The organism is Shewanella aegiceratis (assembly GCF_019457495.1).
GTDB classification, from domain to species: domain Bacteria; phylum Pseudomonadota; class Gammaproteobacteria; order Enterobacterales; family Shewanellaceae; genus Shewanella; species Shewanella loihica.
The window spans coordinates 2,056,665-2,074,908 of the sequence record NZ_CP080416.1; the positions used below are offsets into that span (position 1 = coordinate 2,056,665).

Annotated in this window: 14 protein-coding genes and 3 tRNA genes; 14 read left to right on the forward strand and 3 right to left on the reverse strand. The window is 53.0% G+C overall.

What is annotated here, in order from left to right:
• Positions 1-7 precede the first annotated feature (7 nt).
• From prpB to rplY, 14 genes are all read left to right on the forward strand, one after another.
• Positions 8-886: a methylisocitrate lyase gene (gene prpB / locus K0H80_RS09240; protein ID WP_220073775.1), complete on the forward strand. Its 879-nt coding sequence runs from the start codon at positions 8-10 to the stop codon at positions 884-886.
• 101 nt (positions 887-987) lie between these two features.
• Positions 988-2,112 (forward strand): bifunctional 2-methylcitrate synthase/citrate synthase, encoded by a 1,125-nt coding sequence (prpC, locus tag K0H80_RS09245; protein ID WP_011865619.1) that lies wholly within the window; start codon positions 988-990, stop codon positions 2,110-2,112.
• Positions 2,113-2,198: 86 nt separating this feature from the next.
• Positions 2,199-4,787 (forward strand): Fe/S-dependent 2-methylisocitrate dehydratase AcnD, encoded by a 2,589-nt coding sequence (gene acnD / locus K0H80_RS09250; protein WP_220073776.1) that lies wholly within the window; start codon positions 2,199-2,201, stop codon positions 4,785-4,787.
• A 58-nt stretch (positions 4,788-4,845) separates the two neighbouring features.
• Positions 4,846-6,015: a 2-methylaconitate cis-trans isomerase PrpF gene (gene prpF, locus K0H80_RS09255; protein WP_220073777.1), complete on the forward strand. Its 1,170-nt coding sequence runs from the start codon at positions 4,846-4,848 to the stop codon at positions 6,013-6,015.
• 268 nt (positions 6,016-6,283) lie between these two features.
• Positions 6,284-6,928: a UvrY/SirA/GacA family response regulator transcription factor gene (gene uvrY / locus K0H80_RS09260; RefSeq protein ID WP_220045265.1), complete on the forward strand. Its 645-nt coding sequence runs from the start codon at positions 6,284-6,286 to the stop codon at positions 6,926-6,928.
• Between the two features lie 31 nt (positions 6,929-6,959).
• A complete protein-coding gene (gene uvrC, locus K0H80_RS09265; RefSeq protein WP_220073778.1) occupies positions 6,960-8,789 on the forward strand; it encodes an excinuclease ABC subunit UvrC in 1,830 nt (609 codons plus the stop codon).
• A 47-nt stretch (positions 8,790-8,836) separates the two neighbouring features.
• Complete coding sequence (gene pgsA, locus K0H80_RS09270) at positions 8,837-9,394, forward strand: CDP-diacylglycerol--glycerol-3-phosphate 3-phosphatidyltransferase (RefSeq protein ID WP_011865624.1); 558 nt, start codon at positions 8,837-8,839, stop codon at positions 9,392-9,394.
• A gap of 140 nt (positions 9,395-9,534) precedes the next feature.
• Positions 9,535-9,610: transfer RNA gene (locus K0H80_RS09275), tRNA-Gly, on the forward strand.
• 12 nt (positions 9,611-9,622) lie between these two features.
• A tRNA-Cys gene (locus K0H80_RS09280) sits at positions 9,623-9,696 on the forward strand.
• Between the two features lie 39 nt (positions 9,697-9,735).
• A tRNA-Leu gene (locus K0H80_RS09285) sits at positions 9,736-9,822 on the forward strand.
• 205 nt (positions 9,823-10,027) lie between these two features.
• The gene (locus K0H80_RS09290; RefSeq protein WP_220073779.1) at positions 10,028-10,594 is read left to right on the forward strand and encodes a prepilin-type N-terminal cleavage/methylation domain-containing protein; all 567 of its coding nucleotides are present in this window, start codon (positions 10,028-10,030) and stop codon (positions 10,592-10,594) included.
• A 129-nt stretch (positions 10,595-10,723) separates the two neighbouring features.
• A complete protein-coding gene (locus tag K0H80_RS09295; RefSeq protein WP_220073780.1) occupies positions 10,724-12,100 on the forward strand; it encodes a L,D-transpeptidase family protein in 1,377 nt (458 codons plus the stop codon).
• A gap of 111 nt (positions 12,101-12,211) precedes the next feature.
• A complete protein-coding gene (mepK, locus tag K0H80_RS09300) occupies positions 12,212-12,760 on the forward strand; it encodes a peptidoglycan L,D-endopeptidase MepK (RefSeq protein WP_220045070.1) in 549 nt (182 codons plus the stop codon).
• A 136-nt stretch (positions 12,761-12,896) separates the two neighbouring features.
• Positions 12,897-13,184 carry a 50S ribosomal protein L25 gene (gene rplY, locus K0H80_RS09305; RefSeq protein WP_011865628.1) on the forward strand — a complete coding sequence of 96 codons (288 nt, stop codon included), beginning with the start codon at positions 12,897-12,899 and terminating at the stop codon, positions 13,182-13,184.
• Positions 13,185-13,280: 96 nt separating this feature from the next.
• Here the strand turns inward: rplY and K0H80_RS09310 are convergent, their stop codons facing one another.
• From K0H80_RS09310 to K0H80_RS09320, 3 genes are read right to left on the reverse strand one after another with little or no spacing between them, the layout of a single operon-like run.
• Positions 13,281-14,813 carry a SpoVR family protein gene (locus K0H80_RS09310; RefSeq protein ID WP_220073781.1) on the reverse strand — a complete coding sequence of 511 codons (1,533 nt, stop codon included), beginning with the start codon at positions 14,811-14,813 and terminating at the stop codon, positions 13,281-13,283.
• A gap of 8 nt (positions 14,814-14,821) precedes the next feature.
• Complete coding sequence (locus K0H80_RS09315; protein ID WP_144199091.1) at positions 14,822-16,090, reverse strand: YeaH/YhbH family protein; 1,269 nt, start codon at positions 16,088-16,090, stop codon at positions 14,822-14,824.
• Positions 16,091-16,137: 47 nt separating this feature from the next.
• Positions 16,138-18,072 (reverse strand): PrkA family serine protein kinase, encoded by a 1,935-nt coding sequence (locus tag K0H80_RS09320; protein ID WP_220073782.1) that lies wholly within the window; start codon positions 18,070-18,072, stop codon positions 16,138-16,140.
• Positions 18,073-18,244 lie beyond the last annotated feature (172 nt).

Sequence of the window (18,244 nt, forward strand, 5' to 3'; positions counted from 1 at the left end):
AGCGAGCATGAGCGCAGGAAAGAAATTCCGTCAGGCCTTGGCCGACAACAAGCCATTGCAGATTGTCGGTACCATTAATGCCTACACGGCCATGATGGCCAAGCAGATCGGTCACAAGGCGATCTATCTCTCTGGTGGCGGGGTAGCCAACGCCTCTTATGGTCTGCCGGATCTGGGGATGACCTCCCTAAACGATGTGATCGTCGACGTGCAGCGCATCACCTCTGCCTGCGATCTGCCGCTGCTGGTGGACATCGACACAGGTTGGGGCGGGGCATTTAACATCGCCAAGACCATCAAAGACATGGAAAAGGCGGGTGCCGCGGCCGTTCACATGGAAGACCAGGTCGCTCAGAAGCGTTGTGGTCACCGTCCTAACAAGGAAATCGTCTCTGTTGAGGAGATGGTGGATCGTATCAAGGCGGCGGTCGATGCGCGCACAGACCCCGATTTCTTCATCATGGCCCGTACCGATGCCTTCGCTCAGGAAGGATTGGAAGCGGCCATCGAACGTGCCAAGGCCTATGTGGCTGCTGGTGCCGACGGCATCTTCGCCGAGGCGGTAAAAACTGAAGAGCATTATCGTGCATTCGCCGAAGCCCTAGATGTGCCTATTCTGGCTAATATCACTGAGTTTGGTCAGACGGAGTTGTGGAATCGCGAGCAGTTAGGTCAGTGGGGCGCGGCCATGGTGCTCTATCCATTGAGCGCCTTCAGAGCCATGAACAAGGCGGCAGAGAATGTATATCAAACTATTTTGCGCGACGGCGACCAGAAGGCCGTAATCGATACCATGCAGACTCGCATGGAGCTTTATGACTATCTCGGTTATCACGCCTACGAGCAGAAGCTCGACAGCCTGTTTGCTGAAGGTAAGAACAAGTAACACAGCATGGCCCGTCCAGGGCGGGCCAGATTGACAGCATACCCCCTACAACCTAGATGATGCAGTACTAGGGACAGACAAAAATATAATAGGAAGACGTTATGGTAGATAAAAAATTAGGCGGCGCCGGACTACGTGGACAGAGTGCAGGCGAAACGGCGTTATGTACAGTGGGCAAATCAGGCTCAGGTTTAACCTATTGTGGTTACGATGTGTCGGATCTGGCCGATAACGCCACCTTTGAAGAGGTGGCTTATCTTTTATTTAATGGTGAGTTGCCCAATGCGGCGCAGCTGGATGCCTACAAGAGCGAGCTGATGTCGATGCGCGACCTGCCGCAGACCCTCAAAGAGGTGCTGCAGCGCATCCCGGCCGATGCCCATCCTATGGATGTGATGCGTACCGGCTGCTCTTTCCTGGGTAACCTTGAGCCAGAGACAGATTTCAGCCAGCAAAACAAGGCGGCCAACCGTCTGCTTGCGGCGTTTCCTGCCATCATGTGCTACTGGTACCGTTTCAGCCATGACGGCGTCGAGATCGATTGCGTGACCGACGAAGACTCTCTAGGTGGCCACTTCCTTAAGCTGCTCAACGGCAAGACGCCATCGGATCAACATCGCCGCGTGATGGACGTGTCGCTGATCCTCTATGCAGAGCATGAATTCAACGCCTCGACCTTCACCGCGCGCGTCTGTGCATCGACTCTGTCTGACATGTTCTCTTGTATCACTGGTGCTATCGGTTCGCTGCGCGGCCCGCTGCATGGCGGTGCCAATGAGGCGGCGATGGAGATGATCCAAAAGTTCAGCTCGCCAGAAGATGCCAAGGTGCAGATGGCTGGCATGCTGGAGCGTAAAGAGAAGATCATGGGCTTTGGTCACGCCATCTACCGTGAGTCGGATCCGCGCAACGTGATCATCAAGGCCTGGTCTGAGAAGCTGGCTAAAGAGTTTGGCGACACCTCACTCTACGATATCTCAGTAGCCTGTGAGGAGTATATGTGGGACACCAAGAAGCTGTTCTGTAACGCCGACTTCTTCCATGCGTCAGCCTATCACTTCATGGGGATCCCAACTAAGTTGTTTACCCCTATCTTCGTCTGCTCGCGCCTGACCGGCTGGGCAGCCCACGTGATGGAGCAGCGCGCCAACAACCGCATCATCAGACCGAGTGCGGACTATATCGGCTCTGCGCCGCGTAAAGTGGTGCCAATCAGCGAAAGATAAGCCTAGATACCAGCCCCTCTGCCTTTCAAGGCTCAGGGGCTGTTTTGGTTTGCTTGCTTCAACTCTTAAATCGTTTGGATGATTTTATGAACTCTTTACATCGTAAACCGCTTCCCGGCAGCGCGCTCGATTACTTTGATACCCGCGCCGCCGTCGAGGCCTTAAGCGCAGGCGCCTATGACAAACTGCCCTATACCGCTAAGGTGCTGGCAGAAAACCTGGTAAGACGCTGCGAGCCCGAACTGCTTAACGACGCCCTGAGTCAGCTCATCGATCGGAAGCGTGATCTCGACTTCCCTTGGTATCCGGCGCGCGTCGTGTGCCACGATATTCTCGGCCAGACGGCTCTGGTTGATTTGGCAGGTCTGCGTGATGCCATCGCCGAGAAGGGCGGGGATCCCTCAAAGGTTAACCCTGTGGTGCCGACTCAGCTGATCGTGGATCACTCGCTGGCGGTTGAACATGCGGGCTTTGAAAAAGATGCCTTTGAGAAGAACCGTGCGATTGAAGATCGTCGCAACGAAGACAGATTCCACTTCATCAACTGGACCAAGACGGCCTTTAAGAATGTCGATGTGATCCAGCCCGGCAACGGCATCATGCACCAGATCAACCTAGAGAAGATGTCGCCGGTGATCCAGGCCCGTGACGGCGTGGCCTTCCCCGATACGCTTGTGGGTACCGACAGCCATACGCCTCACGTGGATGCCCTTGGGGTTATCGCCATAGGCGTGGGCGGTCTCGAAGCCGAGAACGTCATGCTGGGTCGCCCATCATATATGCGTCTGCCTGACATCGTCGGTGTCGAGCTGACGGGTAAACGTCAGAGCGGCATCACGGCCACGGATATCGTGCTGGCACTGACGGAGTTTTTACGCCAAGAGAAGGTGGTTTCGGCCTATCTTGAGTTCTTCGGTGAAGGGGCTGCGGATCTCACCCTTGGGGATCGCGCCACCATCTCCAACATGACGCCTGAATTTGGCGCCTCGGCGGGCATGTTCTATATCGACCAGCAGACCATCGACTATCTCACCATCACGGGTCGTGACAGCGAGCAGGTCAAGCTGGTGGAAAACTATGCCAAGACTACGGGTCTGTGGGCCGATAGCCTTAAAGATGCCGAGTATGAAAGGGTGCTGACCTTCGATCTCTCGAGCGTCGTGCGTAACATCGCCGGTCCTTCTAACCCCCATCGCCGTGTGGCGACCAGCGAGCTGGCCAGCCAAGGCATCGCCGGTGTGGTCGAGCAGGACGAGAAGCTGATGCCAGATGGCGCAGTGATCATCGCCGCCATCACCAGCTGTACCAACACAAGTAACCCAAGAAACGTAATAGCAGCGGGCTTGCTCGCCAAGAAGGCCAATGAGCTTGGCTTAGTGCGTAAGCCCTGGGTGAAAACCTCTTTCGCGCCAGGCTCTAAGGTGGCCGAGCTTTACTTGAAAGATGCGGGGCTTCTGCCTGAGCTTGAGCAACTGGGCTTTGGCATAGTAGGTTTTGCCTGCACCACCTGTAACGGCATGAGCGGGGCGCTAGACCCTGTGATCCAGCAAGAGGTGATCGACAGAGACTTGTACGCCACGGCGGTATTGTCGGGCAACCGTAACTTCGACGGTCGTATCCACCCCTATGCCAAGCAGGCGTTTCTGGCATCGCCGCCATTGGTGGTGGCCTATGCCATCGCGGGTACCATCAGATTCGACATCGAGAAAGATATCTTAGGTCATGATGACAAGGGCGAGCCAATTCGCCTCAAGGATATCTGGCCGAGCGATGAAGAGATCGATGCCATCGTCAAGGCGAGCGTTAAGCCGCAGCAGTTTAGGGATATCTACACCCCAATGTTCGACCTGGCGGTGGACTATGGAGAGGATGTGAACCCTCTGTATGACTGGCGTCCACTGAGTACCTATATCCGTCGTCCTCCCTACTGGGAAGGCGCGCTTGCCGGTGAGCGTACTCTAAAGGACATGCGTCCGCTGGCGGTCCTTGGGGATAACATCACCACAGATCACCTCTCGCCTTCAAACGCCATCTTGGCCACCAGCGCCGCCGGCGAATACCTGGCGAAGATGGGTCTGCCCGAGGTGGACTTTAACTCTTACGCTACTCATAGGGGCGATCACCTGACGGCCCAGCGCGCGACCTTTGCTAACCCTAAGCTGATCAACGAGATGGCGCTGGTGGACGGTGAAGTTAAGCAAGGCTCACTGACTCGCCTCGAGCCAGAAGGTGAGGTGATGCGTATGTGGGAGGCGATCGAGACCTATATGGATCGTAAGCAGCCGCTGATCATCATCGCCGGCGCCGACTATGGTCAGGGTTCGTCCCGCGACTGGGCGGCCAAAGGGGTGAGACTGGCTGGGGTTGAGGCGATTGTCGCCGAAGGCTTCGAGCGTATTCACCGTACCAACCTGGTCGGTATGGGCGTACTGCCGCTGGAGTTCAAGGCCGGTGAAAACCGTCACACCTATGGCATAGACGGTAGTGAAACCTTCGATGTGATTGGCTCGCCGACACCTAGGGCAGATCTGACGCTGGTGATCATCCGTCAAAACGGTGAGCGTGTCGAGGTGCCTGTGACCTGTCGCTTAGACACCGCCGATGAGGTACTTGTCTATCAGGCAGGCGGTGTGTTGCAGCGCTTCGCGCAGGACTTCCTCGAAGCGAACGCCTAAGGGCAGTCAATAGCGGGTAGGGCGATTATGCCTTGCCCGCTTCTTAAAGGATAAGCCAATGAAACAGATGAAAATTCCGGCAACCTATATGCGTGGTGGCACCAGCAAGGGTGTCTTTTTTGCGTTAAAGGATCTGCCTTTAAATGCCCAGCAGCCGGGCCCGGCCCGAGATGCCTTATTGCTTCGGGTGATCGGCAGTCCAGATCCTTACGGCAAGCAGACAGATGGCATGGGCGGGGCTACATCCAGCACCAGTAAGACGGTGATTCTGGATAAGAGTCAACGCGATGATCATGACGTGGATTACCTCTTTGGTCAGGTGGCCATAGATAAGCCTTTCGTCGATTGGAGCGGTAACTGCGGTAACCTGACCGCGGCGGTGGGCGCCTTTGCCATCACCCAGGGCTTGGTGGATAGCGCGAAGATCCCAGACAACGGCATAGCCGTGGTGAAGATCTGGCAGGCCAATATCAACAAGACCATCATCGCCCATGTGCCTATGGCGGATGGTGAGGTGCAGGAGCTGGGGGATTTCGAACTCGACGGCGTGACCTTCCCGGCGGCAGAGGTGTTGGTGGAGTTTGTCGACCCGGCCGATGGCGAGGGTGATATGTTCCCTACGGGTAATCTGGTCGACAAGCTGGAGGTGCCGGGCGAACCTGTCTTCGATGCCACCTTTATCAATGCAGGGATCCCTACTATCTTCCTCAAGGCGGAGCAGCTGGGCTACGAGGGGATTGAACTGCAAGAGGCGATCAACGGCGATGCCGCGGCGCTTGAGCGCTTTGAAACCATTCGTGCCCACGGCGCCCTCAAGATGGGGCTGATTCAGTCTCTCGAGGAGGCTGCTGGTCGTCAACACACGCCCAAGGTTGCATTTGTCGCTCCGGCTAAGGCCTATACCTCTTCTAGCGGTAAGCAGATCGCAGCAGATGAGATAGACCTGCACGTGCGGGCGCTGTCTATGGGGAAGCTGCATCATGCCATGATGGGAACCGCGGCGGTGGCCATAGGCACGGCGGCATCGATTCCCGGCACCTTAGTCAATCAGGCGGCCGGCGGGCAGGCCCGTGAGAGCGTGCGTTTCGGTCACCCCTCTGGCACCCTCAAGGTGGGCGCCAAGGCGAGCGAGCAAGAGGGTCTCTGGCAGGTCGAAAAAGTCAGCATGAGTCGCAGCGCGCGCGTGCTGATGCAAGGCTGGGTCTGCGTGCCCGAGTCTTTGGGGTAAGGCGATACACACTCGATAAAAAGGATGCCTCGGCATCCTTTTTTGTTTTTTCTGCTAGTGCTTTAGTATGAAGGGCACTGGAGACTCATGCTTGAGTGCTATAATTGCGCCATAAGCTTGCCGGCGGATAAAAATAGTTCACTTATAATTCATATGCTTAGTTGCACTTAATTTCCGCTTTCTTCTTTACCCCATTTGGGATAAATTACAATCTGTTGCCGACATGCCGTCTATGTGGGCCGAGTATTAGCTGAAGGGTAGATTGAAGTTGATTTCTGTATTTTTAGTTGATGACCATGAGTTAGTAAGAACAGGAATCCGCCGCATCCTCGAGGATGAGCGCGGTATCAAGGTTGTCGGCGAAGCAGGGGATGGCGAATCTGCCGTGCAGTGGTGCCGTAATAACGAGGCTGACGTGATCCTGATGGACATGAATATGCCTGGCATTGGCGGACTCGAGGCGACCCGTAAGATCTTGCGCTATCAGTCCCACGCCAAGATCATTGTCCTGACCATACATACCGAAGATCCTTTCCCGACCAAGGTGATGCAGGCAGGCGCCTCAGGTTATCTGACCAAGGGAGCGACGCCGCCCGAGGTGATACAGGCAATTCGTCAGGTGGCACACGGCCAGCGTTATCTGTCGCCGGAGATTGCTCAGCAGATGGCCCTGAGTCAGTTCAACCAGTCGGAAGAAAATCCGTTTAAGTCCTTGTCTGAGCGCGAATTGCAGATCATGATGATGATCACCAATGGCGAGCGGGTCAGCGATATCTCTGAGCAGCTCAACCTGAGCCCCAAGACGGTCAACAGCTATCGTTATCGCTTGTTTGCCAAGCTTGGGATCAGCGGCGATGTCGAGCTTACCCGATTGGCGATCCGCTACAAGATGTTGGATACCGGCCAGTTCTAGTGTTAACCCGCGTGACTTTTATGGCCTCGATGTGACAGATAGCTTTAATGCGACCCAGTTTTTAAAAACCGTTTCCTCCTCTGCCGGCGTTTATCGCATGTACGATGCACAGGGGGTCGTTATCTATGTGGGCAAGGCCAAAGATCTCAAGAAGCGCCTCAGCTCCTATTTCAGACGTAATCTGCCCAATGTAAAGACTCAGGCCTTGGTGTCTCACATCGCTAATATCGATGTGACTCTGACCCCCAGCGAGACCGACGCGCTTATTCTGGAAAACGATTACATCAAACAGTACATGCCCAGATACAATGTACTGCTTCGAGACGATAAGTCTTATCCCTATATTTTCCTGAGCGGCCATCGTCATCCAAGGCTTGCCTATCACCGTGGGCCTCAGCGGGAGAAGGGGCACTATTTCGGTCCCTATCCCAATGGCGGCGCGGTGCGTGAAAGCCTGCATCTGATGCAGAAGCTGTTTCCTATCCGTCAGTGTGACGATCTTTATTATAAGGCGCGCTCCCGCCCCTGTTTGCAGTACCAGATCGCCCGCTGCAGCGCCCCCTGTGTGGGTAAGATAAGCGATGAAGATTACGCCGAGCAGGTAAAGCTGGCGAGCCTGTTTCTGCGGGGCAAGGACCAACAGGTGATCGCCACCCTGGTGGGCAAGATGGAGCAGGCGGCTATGGACCTCAATTATGAGGATGCCGCCCGCTATCGCGACCAGATCAGTGCGCTTCGCCGCGTCGCCGAGCAGCAGGAGGTGTCCAGCGACTCAGGCGACATGGATGTGATTGGCGCCTACTACGCCTCGGGCATCGCCTGTTTCCATCTGCTGTTTATTCGGAACGGTAAGATCTTCGGCAGTCGCAGCTATTATCCTAGCGTGCCGGACGAGACTGAGGTCAGCGAGGTGCTGCGCGCCTTCATGTTACAGTTTTATCTGAATGTCGACAGCCAGCGCACCCTGCCGAGAGAGATAGTGGTCAGCCACGAGTTTGAAGATATTCATGAGCTGGAGGAGGCGATCGCCCAGGCCTCCAATAGACGCCTGTTGATCAAGACCAAGGTGCGCAGCGAACGCGCGAGTTTCCTGCGTATCGCCGATGCTAACGCCAAGAATGCGGTAGAGACACGTCTGTCCCACCAAAATACCGTCGAGGAGCGTTTCCTGTTGCTAGAGGAGGCGCTGGAGCAGAGTCAGGCGATCAATCGCATGGAATGCTTCGATATCAGTCATACCATGGGGGAGAGTACTGTGGCTTCCTGTGTGGTGTTTAATCGCGAAGGGCCGAGCAAGGGGGAATATCGCCGCTATAATATCTCTGGGATCACTCCGGGGGACGATTACGCGGCGATGAAACAGGCGATCGGTCGCCGGTTCGATAAGATAGAGGCAGACGGCAAGATCCCCGACATCCTCTTTATCGACGGCGGCATGGGACAGCTGAGGATCGCCCAGAAGGTGGTAAATGAAAAGTTTGCTCACCTGGATGTGGCGCCGACACTCATCGGTATCGCCAAGGGGGAGGGGCGCAAGCCTGGACTCGAAACCCTCATCTATGGCGAGAACGAGGTGGCCTTTAGCTTACCGGCAGATTCCGGCGCGCTGCATCTGATCCAACATATTCGCGACGAGTCACACCGTTTCGCGATAACCGGCCACCGCAACAAACGTCAGAAGACCCGTAATACCTCGTCGCTCGAGTCTATCCCTGGGGTGGGGCCTAAGCGTCGTAAGGCGTTGTTGCAATACTTAGGTGGTTTACAGCAGGTTAAGGGGGCCAGCGTAGCGCAATTGTCTAAAGTGCCGGGCATTAGCCTAGAAATGGCACAAACAATACATGATGCGTTGCGAGGGTGAGAAAATTAAGGCAAGATTGGCGCTGCTTTTAGATAATTGGTTTTCACATGCCGTTTAATGTACCGATAGCTCTCACATTTTTTAGATTAATATTACTACCTGTTTTTGTAGTTCTTTTTTATGTGCCTTACACTTGGTCACCCTTTGCGGCTGCCTTCGTATTTTGGCTGGCGGCGGTGACTGACGCATTAGATGGCTACGCGGCGCGAAAATTACAGCAATCGACCCGTTTCGGTGCATTCTTAGATCCTGTCGCCGACAAGATCATGGTGACCACGGCGTTGGTGCTCTTGGTGGCAGAATATAAGAGTATCTGGCTGACCCTGCCGGCGCTGTTTATGATTGGCCGCGAGATAGTGATCTCAGCACTGCGTGAATGGATGGCCGAGATCGGCAAGCGCGGTGCGGTTGCCGTGTCCTGGATAGGCAAGTATAAGACGGCGGCGCAGATGGTGGCCATCATAGGCCTTATCTGGAAGCCTAACGAGTTTCTAACTTACACGGCGATGGCACTGTTTTACGTGGCGGCTATCCTGACGTTTTGGTCCATGGTGAGCTACATTATGGCGGCCTGGGCGGATCTCACAGACGAATCGAACAATTAAAATGCAATGCGATCACTTAGTGTTCAAACAGTGCATTAAGGTGAAATAGGGCGTTGACACTTGAGGGTAAATCGGTAGAATGCCAATCCGCAGTCAGGGGAAAGCTTGTTAAGACTCTGACGCGGAATAAGATGAAGTAAGCGACATTAGCTCAGTTGGTAGAGCGATACCTTGCCAAGGTATAGGTCATCGGTTCGAACCCGATATGTCGCTCCAATCTTAACCTAAGGCGCGATGGCAGAATGGCTATGCTGCGGATTGCAAATCCGTCGATCTCGGTTCGACTCCGGGTCGCGCCTCCACTTTATGTTTTAGTGCAAATATGCGGTAGAACACACTTTGCCCGAGTGGTGGAATTGGTAGACACAAGGGATTTAAAATCCCTCGCTGGTAACAGCGTGCCGGTTCAAGTCCGGCCTCGGGTACCATTAATTGATGACAAAAAGGCCTCAACGTAAGTTGGGGCCTTTTTGTTTGTTCACTAAAAATATTCAATTTAATTAATAAAAATCATGTGCCTATCGCATTTTGCACATTTGCCGGCTGGGATTTTGCTATAGGCGTAATACAATTATTTGAAGAATCGTTTTACTGCATTTTTTTATGTAATGCTTATTAAGGTCTTGAATTCAGATGCGTAGAGTTAACGGATTTACCCTGATTGAGTTAGTGGTGGTGATTGTCGTGTTGTCGATACTGGCCGTGGTTGCCTTGCCAAGGTTTATCTCTGTGGGCCAGGATGCCCACGACAGCGCGGCCAAGGGAGCGTTTGCCGCTTTTACCTCGGGTGTATCTCTCTATCACAGCTGCTGGGCGGCTTCAGGGGCGAGTGGTCATGTGGTGGATCTCGCCTGCTTTGGTGATGGTACTATCGATTCGACCACCACAGGCTACCCGCTGGGGCAGACAACCCAGACAAGTGGAAACAATGGTACCCTGCTGCAAGGGGAGTTTTGTCGTCAACTTTGGGAAGGCTTGTTAGATAATAACGACTACCAGCTGGCGCCACATGATAATGCGTCGTTTGGTGGCAGTAACGATATCATCTACTGGTTCTCTGGTGGTGAGATCAGTAATAGCAACACCTATTGTTACTTTAACTATATTCGCGACAACAGAGCAAAAGGCAGTGAAAACTGGCAGTTAAGGTACTATCCAGGCACGGGTAAAACCTTAATCACACGTTCGACCCTCAGCTAACTCGCGTCCTAGCCTTCTTTTTCAACATGCCTGGTTTGTTAGGACCGGGCATTAGCTTATAAAAAATCCGTCTTTAGTCGCCTAGGTTGCCCTGTCAACTATGAGCCATAATTATCCAAGGAGGTTTTTATGGCTTTGAGACGCATTTTCATATTGCTTCTGCTGTGTTGGTCATGCTTAGGCGTTGCCGATGAGCGTCTCGCTGCGGCAAATCAGGCGTTGCTCGATCAGGTGGAAGTGATCCACCTTGCCAGTGCCTCCAGCGAGTTTGAGCGCTACCGTGAGCAGCTTAGCGCGGAAGGAGCGCTCTCCCCTGCAAGGCTCTATACCATAGCCCAGGCCGCCGCTCAGTTTTGGCAGCGCCAAGGCATAGCGACCGGCGAGTTTCCTTCGGCGCCTGACGATCCCTATACCAGCGTTATCGCAAGCGAGCCCCAGGTAGCCGATTATCTGATGCTGAGTAATCGCGTGCGCTATCTTCTTTGGTTGGCACGCCATGAGTCCTGGTTGCCACTCGAGTCCCAGGGCTGGCTAAAGCCCGGCGACAGTCATCGAATCATTCCAGAAATAAGAGTGCGCCTTCACGCCTTGGGAGATTATCCCCAAGGGGATACCAGTGGCCTCTATTTCGATGAGACGTTAAAAGCGGCCATGATCAAATTCCAGACCCGCCATGGCCTTAAGCCAGATGCCATCATAGGCCCCGCAACCCTTAGTTGGCTTAATCGCACTCCCAGAGAGCGTGCTCAGCTCTTGGCGGTCAACTTTATCCGCCGGGCCGAGTATCTGGCTGACATAGGGGAGCGCTATCTGCTTATTAATATCCCCGCCTATGAGATGTGGCTGGTGGATGATAATCAGGTGGCGCTCAAGTCTAAGGTGATCGTCGGTAAGCCTTATCGCCAGACGCCTATCATCAGCGGCGAGATAAAGAATCTGGTGCTTAATCCCAGCTGGCGGGTGCCGCGGCGCTTGTTGACCCATGATCTCCTGCCCAAGGTGAGAGAGGATGGGAGCTACATCAGCAGTCGCAATTTCGAGGTGTTTGACTATCAGGGAGAGCGGGTTATCAAGAGTGACGATGAATGGCGCGACATCGCCAAGGGTAAGTTTCCCTATCGCCTGGTGCAAAAGCCTGGGGTTGGAAATACCTTGGGACGCTACAAGTTCTTCTTTCCCAACGAATACAGCGTCTATCTACACGATACCTCAGATAAGGCGTTGTTCCAGCGCAGCGACAGGGCGCTCTCATCGGGTTGTATTCGGATTGAAAAGGTTGAGCAGTTAGCCAACTGGATGGCTTCCCACTTGGTGCGTGACAAGCAGACCTGGGTACGTATGCAAATCGAGCGTGATAAGACCCAGTGGTTTGCCTTCGATGCGGGCCTGCCTATCCATCTGGTGTATTGGACCTCCTGGCTGGATGGCGACAATGTTGCCCAGTTTAGAGATGACATATACAAAAAGAATCAAAATATTAGTCTGAGTTTGCACGCCGCTAAATAGCCGCTAGCCCAGTGTTTGTCTGGCCTCTGGCAAAAAGTAACACTTGATCTCCCTCTAAATTAAGGTTAATTTGTCCGCTGTTTTGGTTAAAAAGTAAACGGTGGTGTTGATGTGACGATAGTTTGTCCTGCGCGTAGGCAGTTGTTATTAGGCCTAGGTGGTGTAGCAATGTTTTCTATGGTGCCGTCTAAAGCGCGAGCGAGTCGCTCGACACAAGGAGTAAGATCCCTAGGGTTTTACAATAGGCATACAGGAGAACGGGGGCAGGGAAGCTATTGGATCGATGGTGATTATCAAACAAATACTTTGAATGATTTTAATCACCTGTTGCGGGATCATCGTCAAAACGAGACGGCGCCCATGGATAAGCGTCTATTCGATCTGCTTTTTTCGCTGAAGCAGACCCTACAGGTTGATGAAGATTTTCATGTGATCTCTGGGTATCGCTCGCCTAAGACCAATCAGATGCTGGCCAGTCGCAGCTCTGGGGTGGCGAAGAAGAGTTATCATATGAAGGGGATGGCAATGGATATCGCGCTGCCTGACGTTAATCTTAAAGATCTGCGTGATGCGGCGATCTCTCTAAAACTCGGCGGTGTTGGTTATTACCCAAGCTCAGGCTTTGTCCACGTGGATACCGGCCCCATCCGTACCTGGTAAGCTAAACGCCGGCTTTGGCTCACTTAAGGTTTGTTAAAGCCGGATCACTGTGCTAGTATTCGCTCGCTTTAAATGAGGTCATTGTTGGTCGAAAGCGATGACCACCTATATTACTATTGATTTAAGTGAGTAAATTATGTCTTACACAATTACCGCACAAACCCGCACTGAAATTGGGAAAGGTTCGAGCCGCCGCCTACGTCATGCTGGTAAAGTTCCTGCAGTTATCTATGGTGCGGGCAAAGAAGCTGTTTCTATCGAATTCGAACACCGTTCAATCATCAACATCCAAACTAACGATGATTTCTACAACAGCGACATCACTATCGTTCTAGACGGTAAAGAAGTTAAAGTTCGTGTTCAAGCTATGCAACGTCACGCGTTCAAGCCTATGATCGAGCACGTGGATTTCAAATTCGCTTAATAGCGGATCTGAAATAAAAAAGCGCCTTAGTGGCGCTTTTTTTATGCCTCTATTTCCTGTATCCCTATTTACCCATTCCCTTCTTTTCCTATCCCTCTATGCCGCAGGATCAGATTCCGAGAGTTTTTCCGGGCAGCTGGCAATCACTATAGGCTCGCCTTGATCGTTAATCTCTTCCAAGGTGACATTGAAGCCCCAGAGCCTGTGCAGGTGTTTGACCACTTGCTGGCAGCTCTTATCCAATGGAATGCGATTGATGGGGATGTAGCGCAGCGTCAACGAGCGATCGCCAGAGATGGCAACGCTCTGCACCTGAATGTTGGGTTCAAGGTTAGACAGATTGTACTGCTGGGACAGTGTTTGGCGGATCTCCTGGTAACCCAGATCGTCATGGATCGCCGAAATACTGAGATAGTTTTTCTTGTCATCGTCCAGGATACTGAAAAACTTGAACTGGCGAATGATGTTAGGCGACATATATTGGCTGATAAAGCTCTCGTCTTTAAAGTTTTCCATGGCGAAGTGCAGGGTATCGAGCCAGTTTCTGCCGGCGATATCGGGAAACCAACGTTTATCCTCTTCGGTGGGCGACTCGCAGATGCGGCGGATGTCGACAAACATGTTAAAGCCCAAGGCATAGGGGTTGATGCCTGAGTAGTAGGGGCTGTTATAGCTCGGCTGGGCGATCACATTGGTGTGGTTTTTTAAAAACTCTATCATGAAGCGGTCGGAGACCAGCCCCTCGTCGTAGAGGTGGTTGAGAATCATGTAGTGCCAAAAGGTGGCCCAGCCTTCGTTCATCACCTGGGTCTGCCTCTGTGGGTAGAAATACTGTCCCATCTTACGCACGATCCGCACTATCTCCCGCTGCCAAGGTTCGAGCAGGGGGGCATTCTTCTCGATGAAGTAGAGGATATTCTCCTGGGGCTCGGCGGGAAAATTGGGGGCGCTCTGCTGCTTTTGGGTGTCCGGCGTCAAGGGGATGGTGCGCCAAAGATCGTTCACCTGGCTCTGCAGGTAGGCCTCACGTTCTTTCTGGCGTACCTTTTCCTCTTTGAGTGAGATCTCGCTGGGGCGCTTGTAGCGATCGACGCCGTAGTTCATCAGGGCGTGGCAAGAGTCCAGTACTAACTCTACCTGTTCCTCACCATAGCGCTCTTCACACTCTCTTACATAGTTTTTGGCAAACACCAGATAATCGATAATAGAGCTGGCGTCGGTCCAGGTCTTAAACAGATAGTTGCTCTTAAAAAAGCTGTTGTGGCCGAAACAGGCGTGCGCCATCACCAGCGCCTGCATGGTAATGGTGTTCTCCTCCATCAGGTAGGCGATACAGGGATCTGAGTTGATCACTATCTCGTAGGCCAGCCCCATTTGGCCACGCTTATAGCCTTGCTCGGTTTCGATAAACTTCTTACCAAAGGACCAATGGGTGTAGCCAATGGGCATGCCGATCCCCGCATAGGCATCCATCATCTGCTCGGCGGTGATCACCTCAATCTGGTTCTTATAAGTATCCAGACGGTAGTGATCCGCTACCCGCTCTATCTCGGTGAGATAAGATTCCAACAGCTCGAAGGTCCAGTCCGGGCCGTCATCTAATACAGTGCGCTTCTTTTTTGAACTCATAAGGCCCCCTAAACAGCTTGTTTCTTAAACAGTTCTCTAAATACAGGGTAAATGTCCTCGGCCTGTTTAATGTGCTGAACTGCAATATTATCGTGAGTCTTCTGTAGTCCTTCGTATTCGCGCCACAGGGTTTGATGGGCGCGGTTGGTGATCTCGATATAGCTAAAGTAACGCACCACGGGCAGCAACTTACGCTCGAGGATCTGACGGCAGGTAGGGGAGTCATCGGCCCAGTTGTCGCCATCCGATGCCTGGGCCGCATAGATGTTCCACTCGCTCTCTGGATAGCGCTCACGCTGGATCTCATGCATCAGCTTGAGCGCACTGGAGACTATGGTGCCGCCGGTTTCCTGGGAGTAGAAAAACTCGTGCTCATCCACTTCTTTGGCCTGGGTGTGGTGCCGAATGTAGACCACCTCAAGATTCTTATAGGTACGGGTGAGAAACAGATAGAGCAGGATATAGAAGCGTTTGGCCATATCTTTGGTGGCCTGATCCATAGAGCCAGACACATCCATGAGGCAGAACATCACTGCCTGGCTCGAGGGTACCTCACGTTTGGCGAAATTGTTGTACCTGAGATCGAAGGTGTCGATAAAGGGCACCTTGGCAATCTTGGCCTCAAGCTCTGCTATCTGCTCCTTCAGGGCGATGATCTTCTCCGCCTCCGAACCGGGAGTCTGCTCTAGGGCCTCCAGCTCTGCTTTTAGCTCTTTCAGCAGCGCCTTCTTCGAGGATGACATGGCGATCCGCCGTGCCAGGGATGAGCGTAGCGAGCGAATGATGTTAATGTTGGCGGGCACGCCATCATTGGTAAAACCGGCGCGATAGGTTTGATACTCCACCAGTTTGTTGAGGCGATTGCGCTGCAGGTTGGGGAGTTCGAGATCTTCAAACAGCAGCTCCAAATATTCATCTTTGGAGATCTGAAATACGAAATCGTCCTGGCCCTCGCCTGAGTTAGACGCATCCCCTTGGCCGCTGCCTTGTCCACCGCCCTGGGGCGGACGCTCTACCTTATCGCCGCGGGAGAACTGATCGTTACCCGGATGCACCCGCTCGCGCATGCCCCCTTGTCCCTGATGAAAGGTGGGCTCGCTGATATCCCGGGTAGGGATGCTGATCTTCTCGCCTTTATCTATGTCGGTCACGCTGCGCCGGGTCACGGCGTCACTGACGGCCTTTTTGATCTGTTGCTTATAGCGGTTGATAAAACGTTGACGATTGACTGTACTCTTTCCCTTAGTATTCAATCTTCTATCGATAAAATTAGCCATGCGCACCTCCCAAGACTAGCGGGGAGCAAGCTCCCCGTGTACGGGTATCAAGATGATTTACGAACCCGTAAATACCACTCAGACAGGAGTCTGACCTGTTTCTTGGTGTAGCCTTTCTCCATCATGCGATTGACGAAATCGTCGTGCTTACGCTGATCGTCTGTCGAGGTCTTGGTATTGAATGAGATAACCGGCAGCAGATCTTCCGTGTTGGAGAACATCTTCTTCTCGATGACGGTACGCAGTTTCTCGTAGCTGGTCCACAGCGGGTTAGAGCCTTCGTTGTTGGCCCTGGCGCGCAGTACGAAGTTAACGATCTCGTTGCGGAAGTCTTTCGGGTTACTGATCCCCGCAGGTTTCTCTATCTTCTCAAGCTCGGCGTTGAGTGCGGCGCGATCGAACAGCTGGCCCGTCTCTGGGTCCCGGTACTCCTGATCCTGGATCCAAAAATCGGCGTAGGTGACATAGCGGTCGAAGATGTTCTGGCCATATTCCGAATAGGATTCCAGGTAGGCGGTCTGGATCTCTTTACCGATGAACTCGATATATTTAGGGGTGAGATAGCCTTTTAGGAACTCCATATAGCGCTCGGCCGTCTCGGCTGGGAACTGTTCCTGCTCGATTTGGCGTTCCAGCACATAGAAGAGGTGCACAGGGTTGGCGGCGATCTCGCTGTGATCGAAGTTAAACACCTTAGAGAGGATCTTAAAGGCGAAGCGGGTAGAGAGCCCCTGCATCCCTTCATCCACACCGGCATAGTCGCGATACTCCTGATAAGACTTGGCCTTAGGATCGGTATCTTTCAGGCTCTCGCCATCATAGACTCGCATCTTAGAGTAGATGGAAGAGTTTTCCGGCGCCTTGATGCGCGACAACACACTAAACTGGGCCAGCGTCTCTAGGGTATAAGGCGCGCATGGCGCCTGAGCCAGCTCTGAGTTGGTGAGCAGTTTCTCGTAGATCTGGATCTCTTCTGACACCCTGAGACAATAGGGCACCTTGACTATGTAGACCCTATCTAAGAAGGCCTCGTTGGTCTTGTTGTTTCTAAATGTGGTCCATTCCGACTCGTTGGAGTGCGCCAGAATGATGCCGTTGAAGGGCAGGGCCGACAGGCCTTCGGTGCCGTTGTAGTTACCCTCCTGGGTGGCGGTCAGCAAGGGGTGCAGCACCTTGATCGGCGCCTTAAACATCTCAACGAACTCCATCAGGCCTTGGTTGGCACGGCACAGGGCGCCCGAGTAGGAGTAGGCATCGGCGTCATGCTGGGCATAGTGTTCCAGCTGACGGATATCCACCTTACCGACGAGCGATGAGATATCCTGATTGTTCTCATCGCCTGGCTCTGTCTTAGCTATCCCAATCTGATCCAGGATGGCGGGGAACACCTTGACCACCTTGAACTGGGAGATATCGCCGCCAAACTCATGTAGGCGCTTCACCGCCCATGGCGACATTATGGTCTTGAGGTAGCGCTCGGGTATGTTGTATTCGTTCTTAAGCAGCTCCCCATCCTCCTCCGGATTGAACAGACAGAAGGGATGGTCGTTGACTGGGCTGCGTTGGCCATTGGCGCTCAGCACATAGATGGGCACTTTCTGCATCAATGACTTTAGTTTCTCGGCCAGGGAGGACTTACCGCCGCCCACAGGTCCGAGGAGATAGAGGATCTGTTTCGACTCTTCCAGTCCCTGGGCCGAGTGTTTGAGGTAGGCGACGATCTGCTCGATAGAGTCTTCCATGCCGTAAAAATCTTTAAAGGCGGGATAGCGAGAGATAAGCCTGTTGGAGAAGATGCGGCTAAGGATCGGATCTTTAGAGGTGTCTATGACCTCCGGCTTACCGATAGCCGCAAGCAGTCGCTCGGCCGCCGATGCGTAGGCGATCCTGTCTTCTTTACAGATAGCCAAAAACTCTTGCAGTGAATACTCTTCGTCTAATTTTTTTTCATAGCGCTGTTGATAATGCTCGAAAATGCCCATGTTCCACCCCCTGAAAAGCCAACGATATGTCTTAAGGGACAACTGAAAATCAGTGACCTACTACTAATAATAGTCTCTAAACGAGATCTGGGTATCAAAAAAGACAATAAAAACAATGACAAACAGTTGCAAATGCAATTATTGCAACTGTAGCAGCCTGATTAGGCTAGTT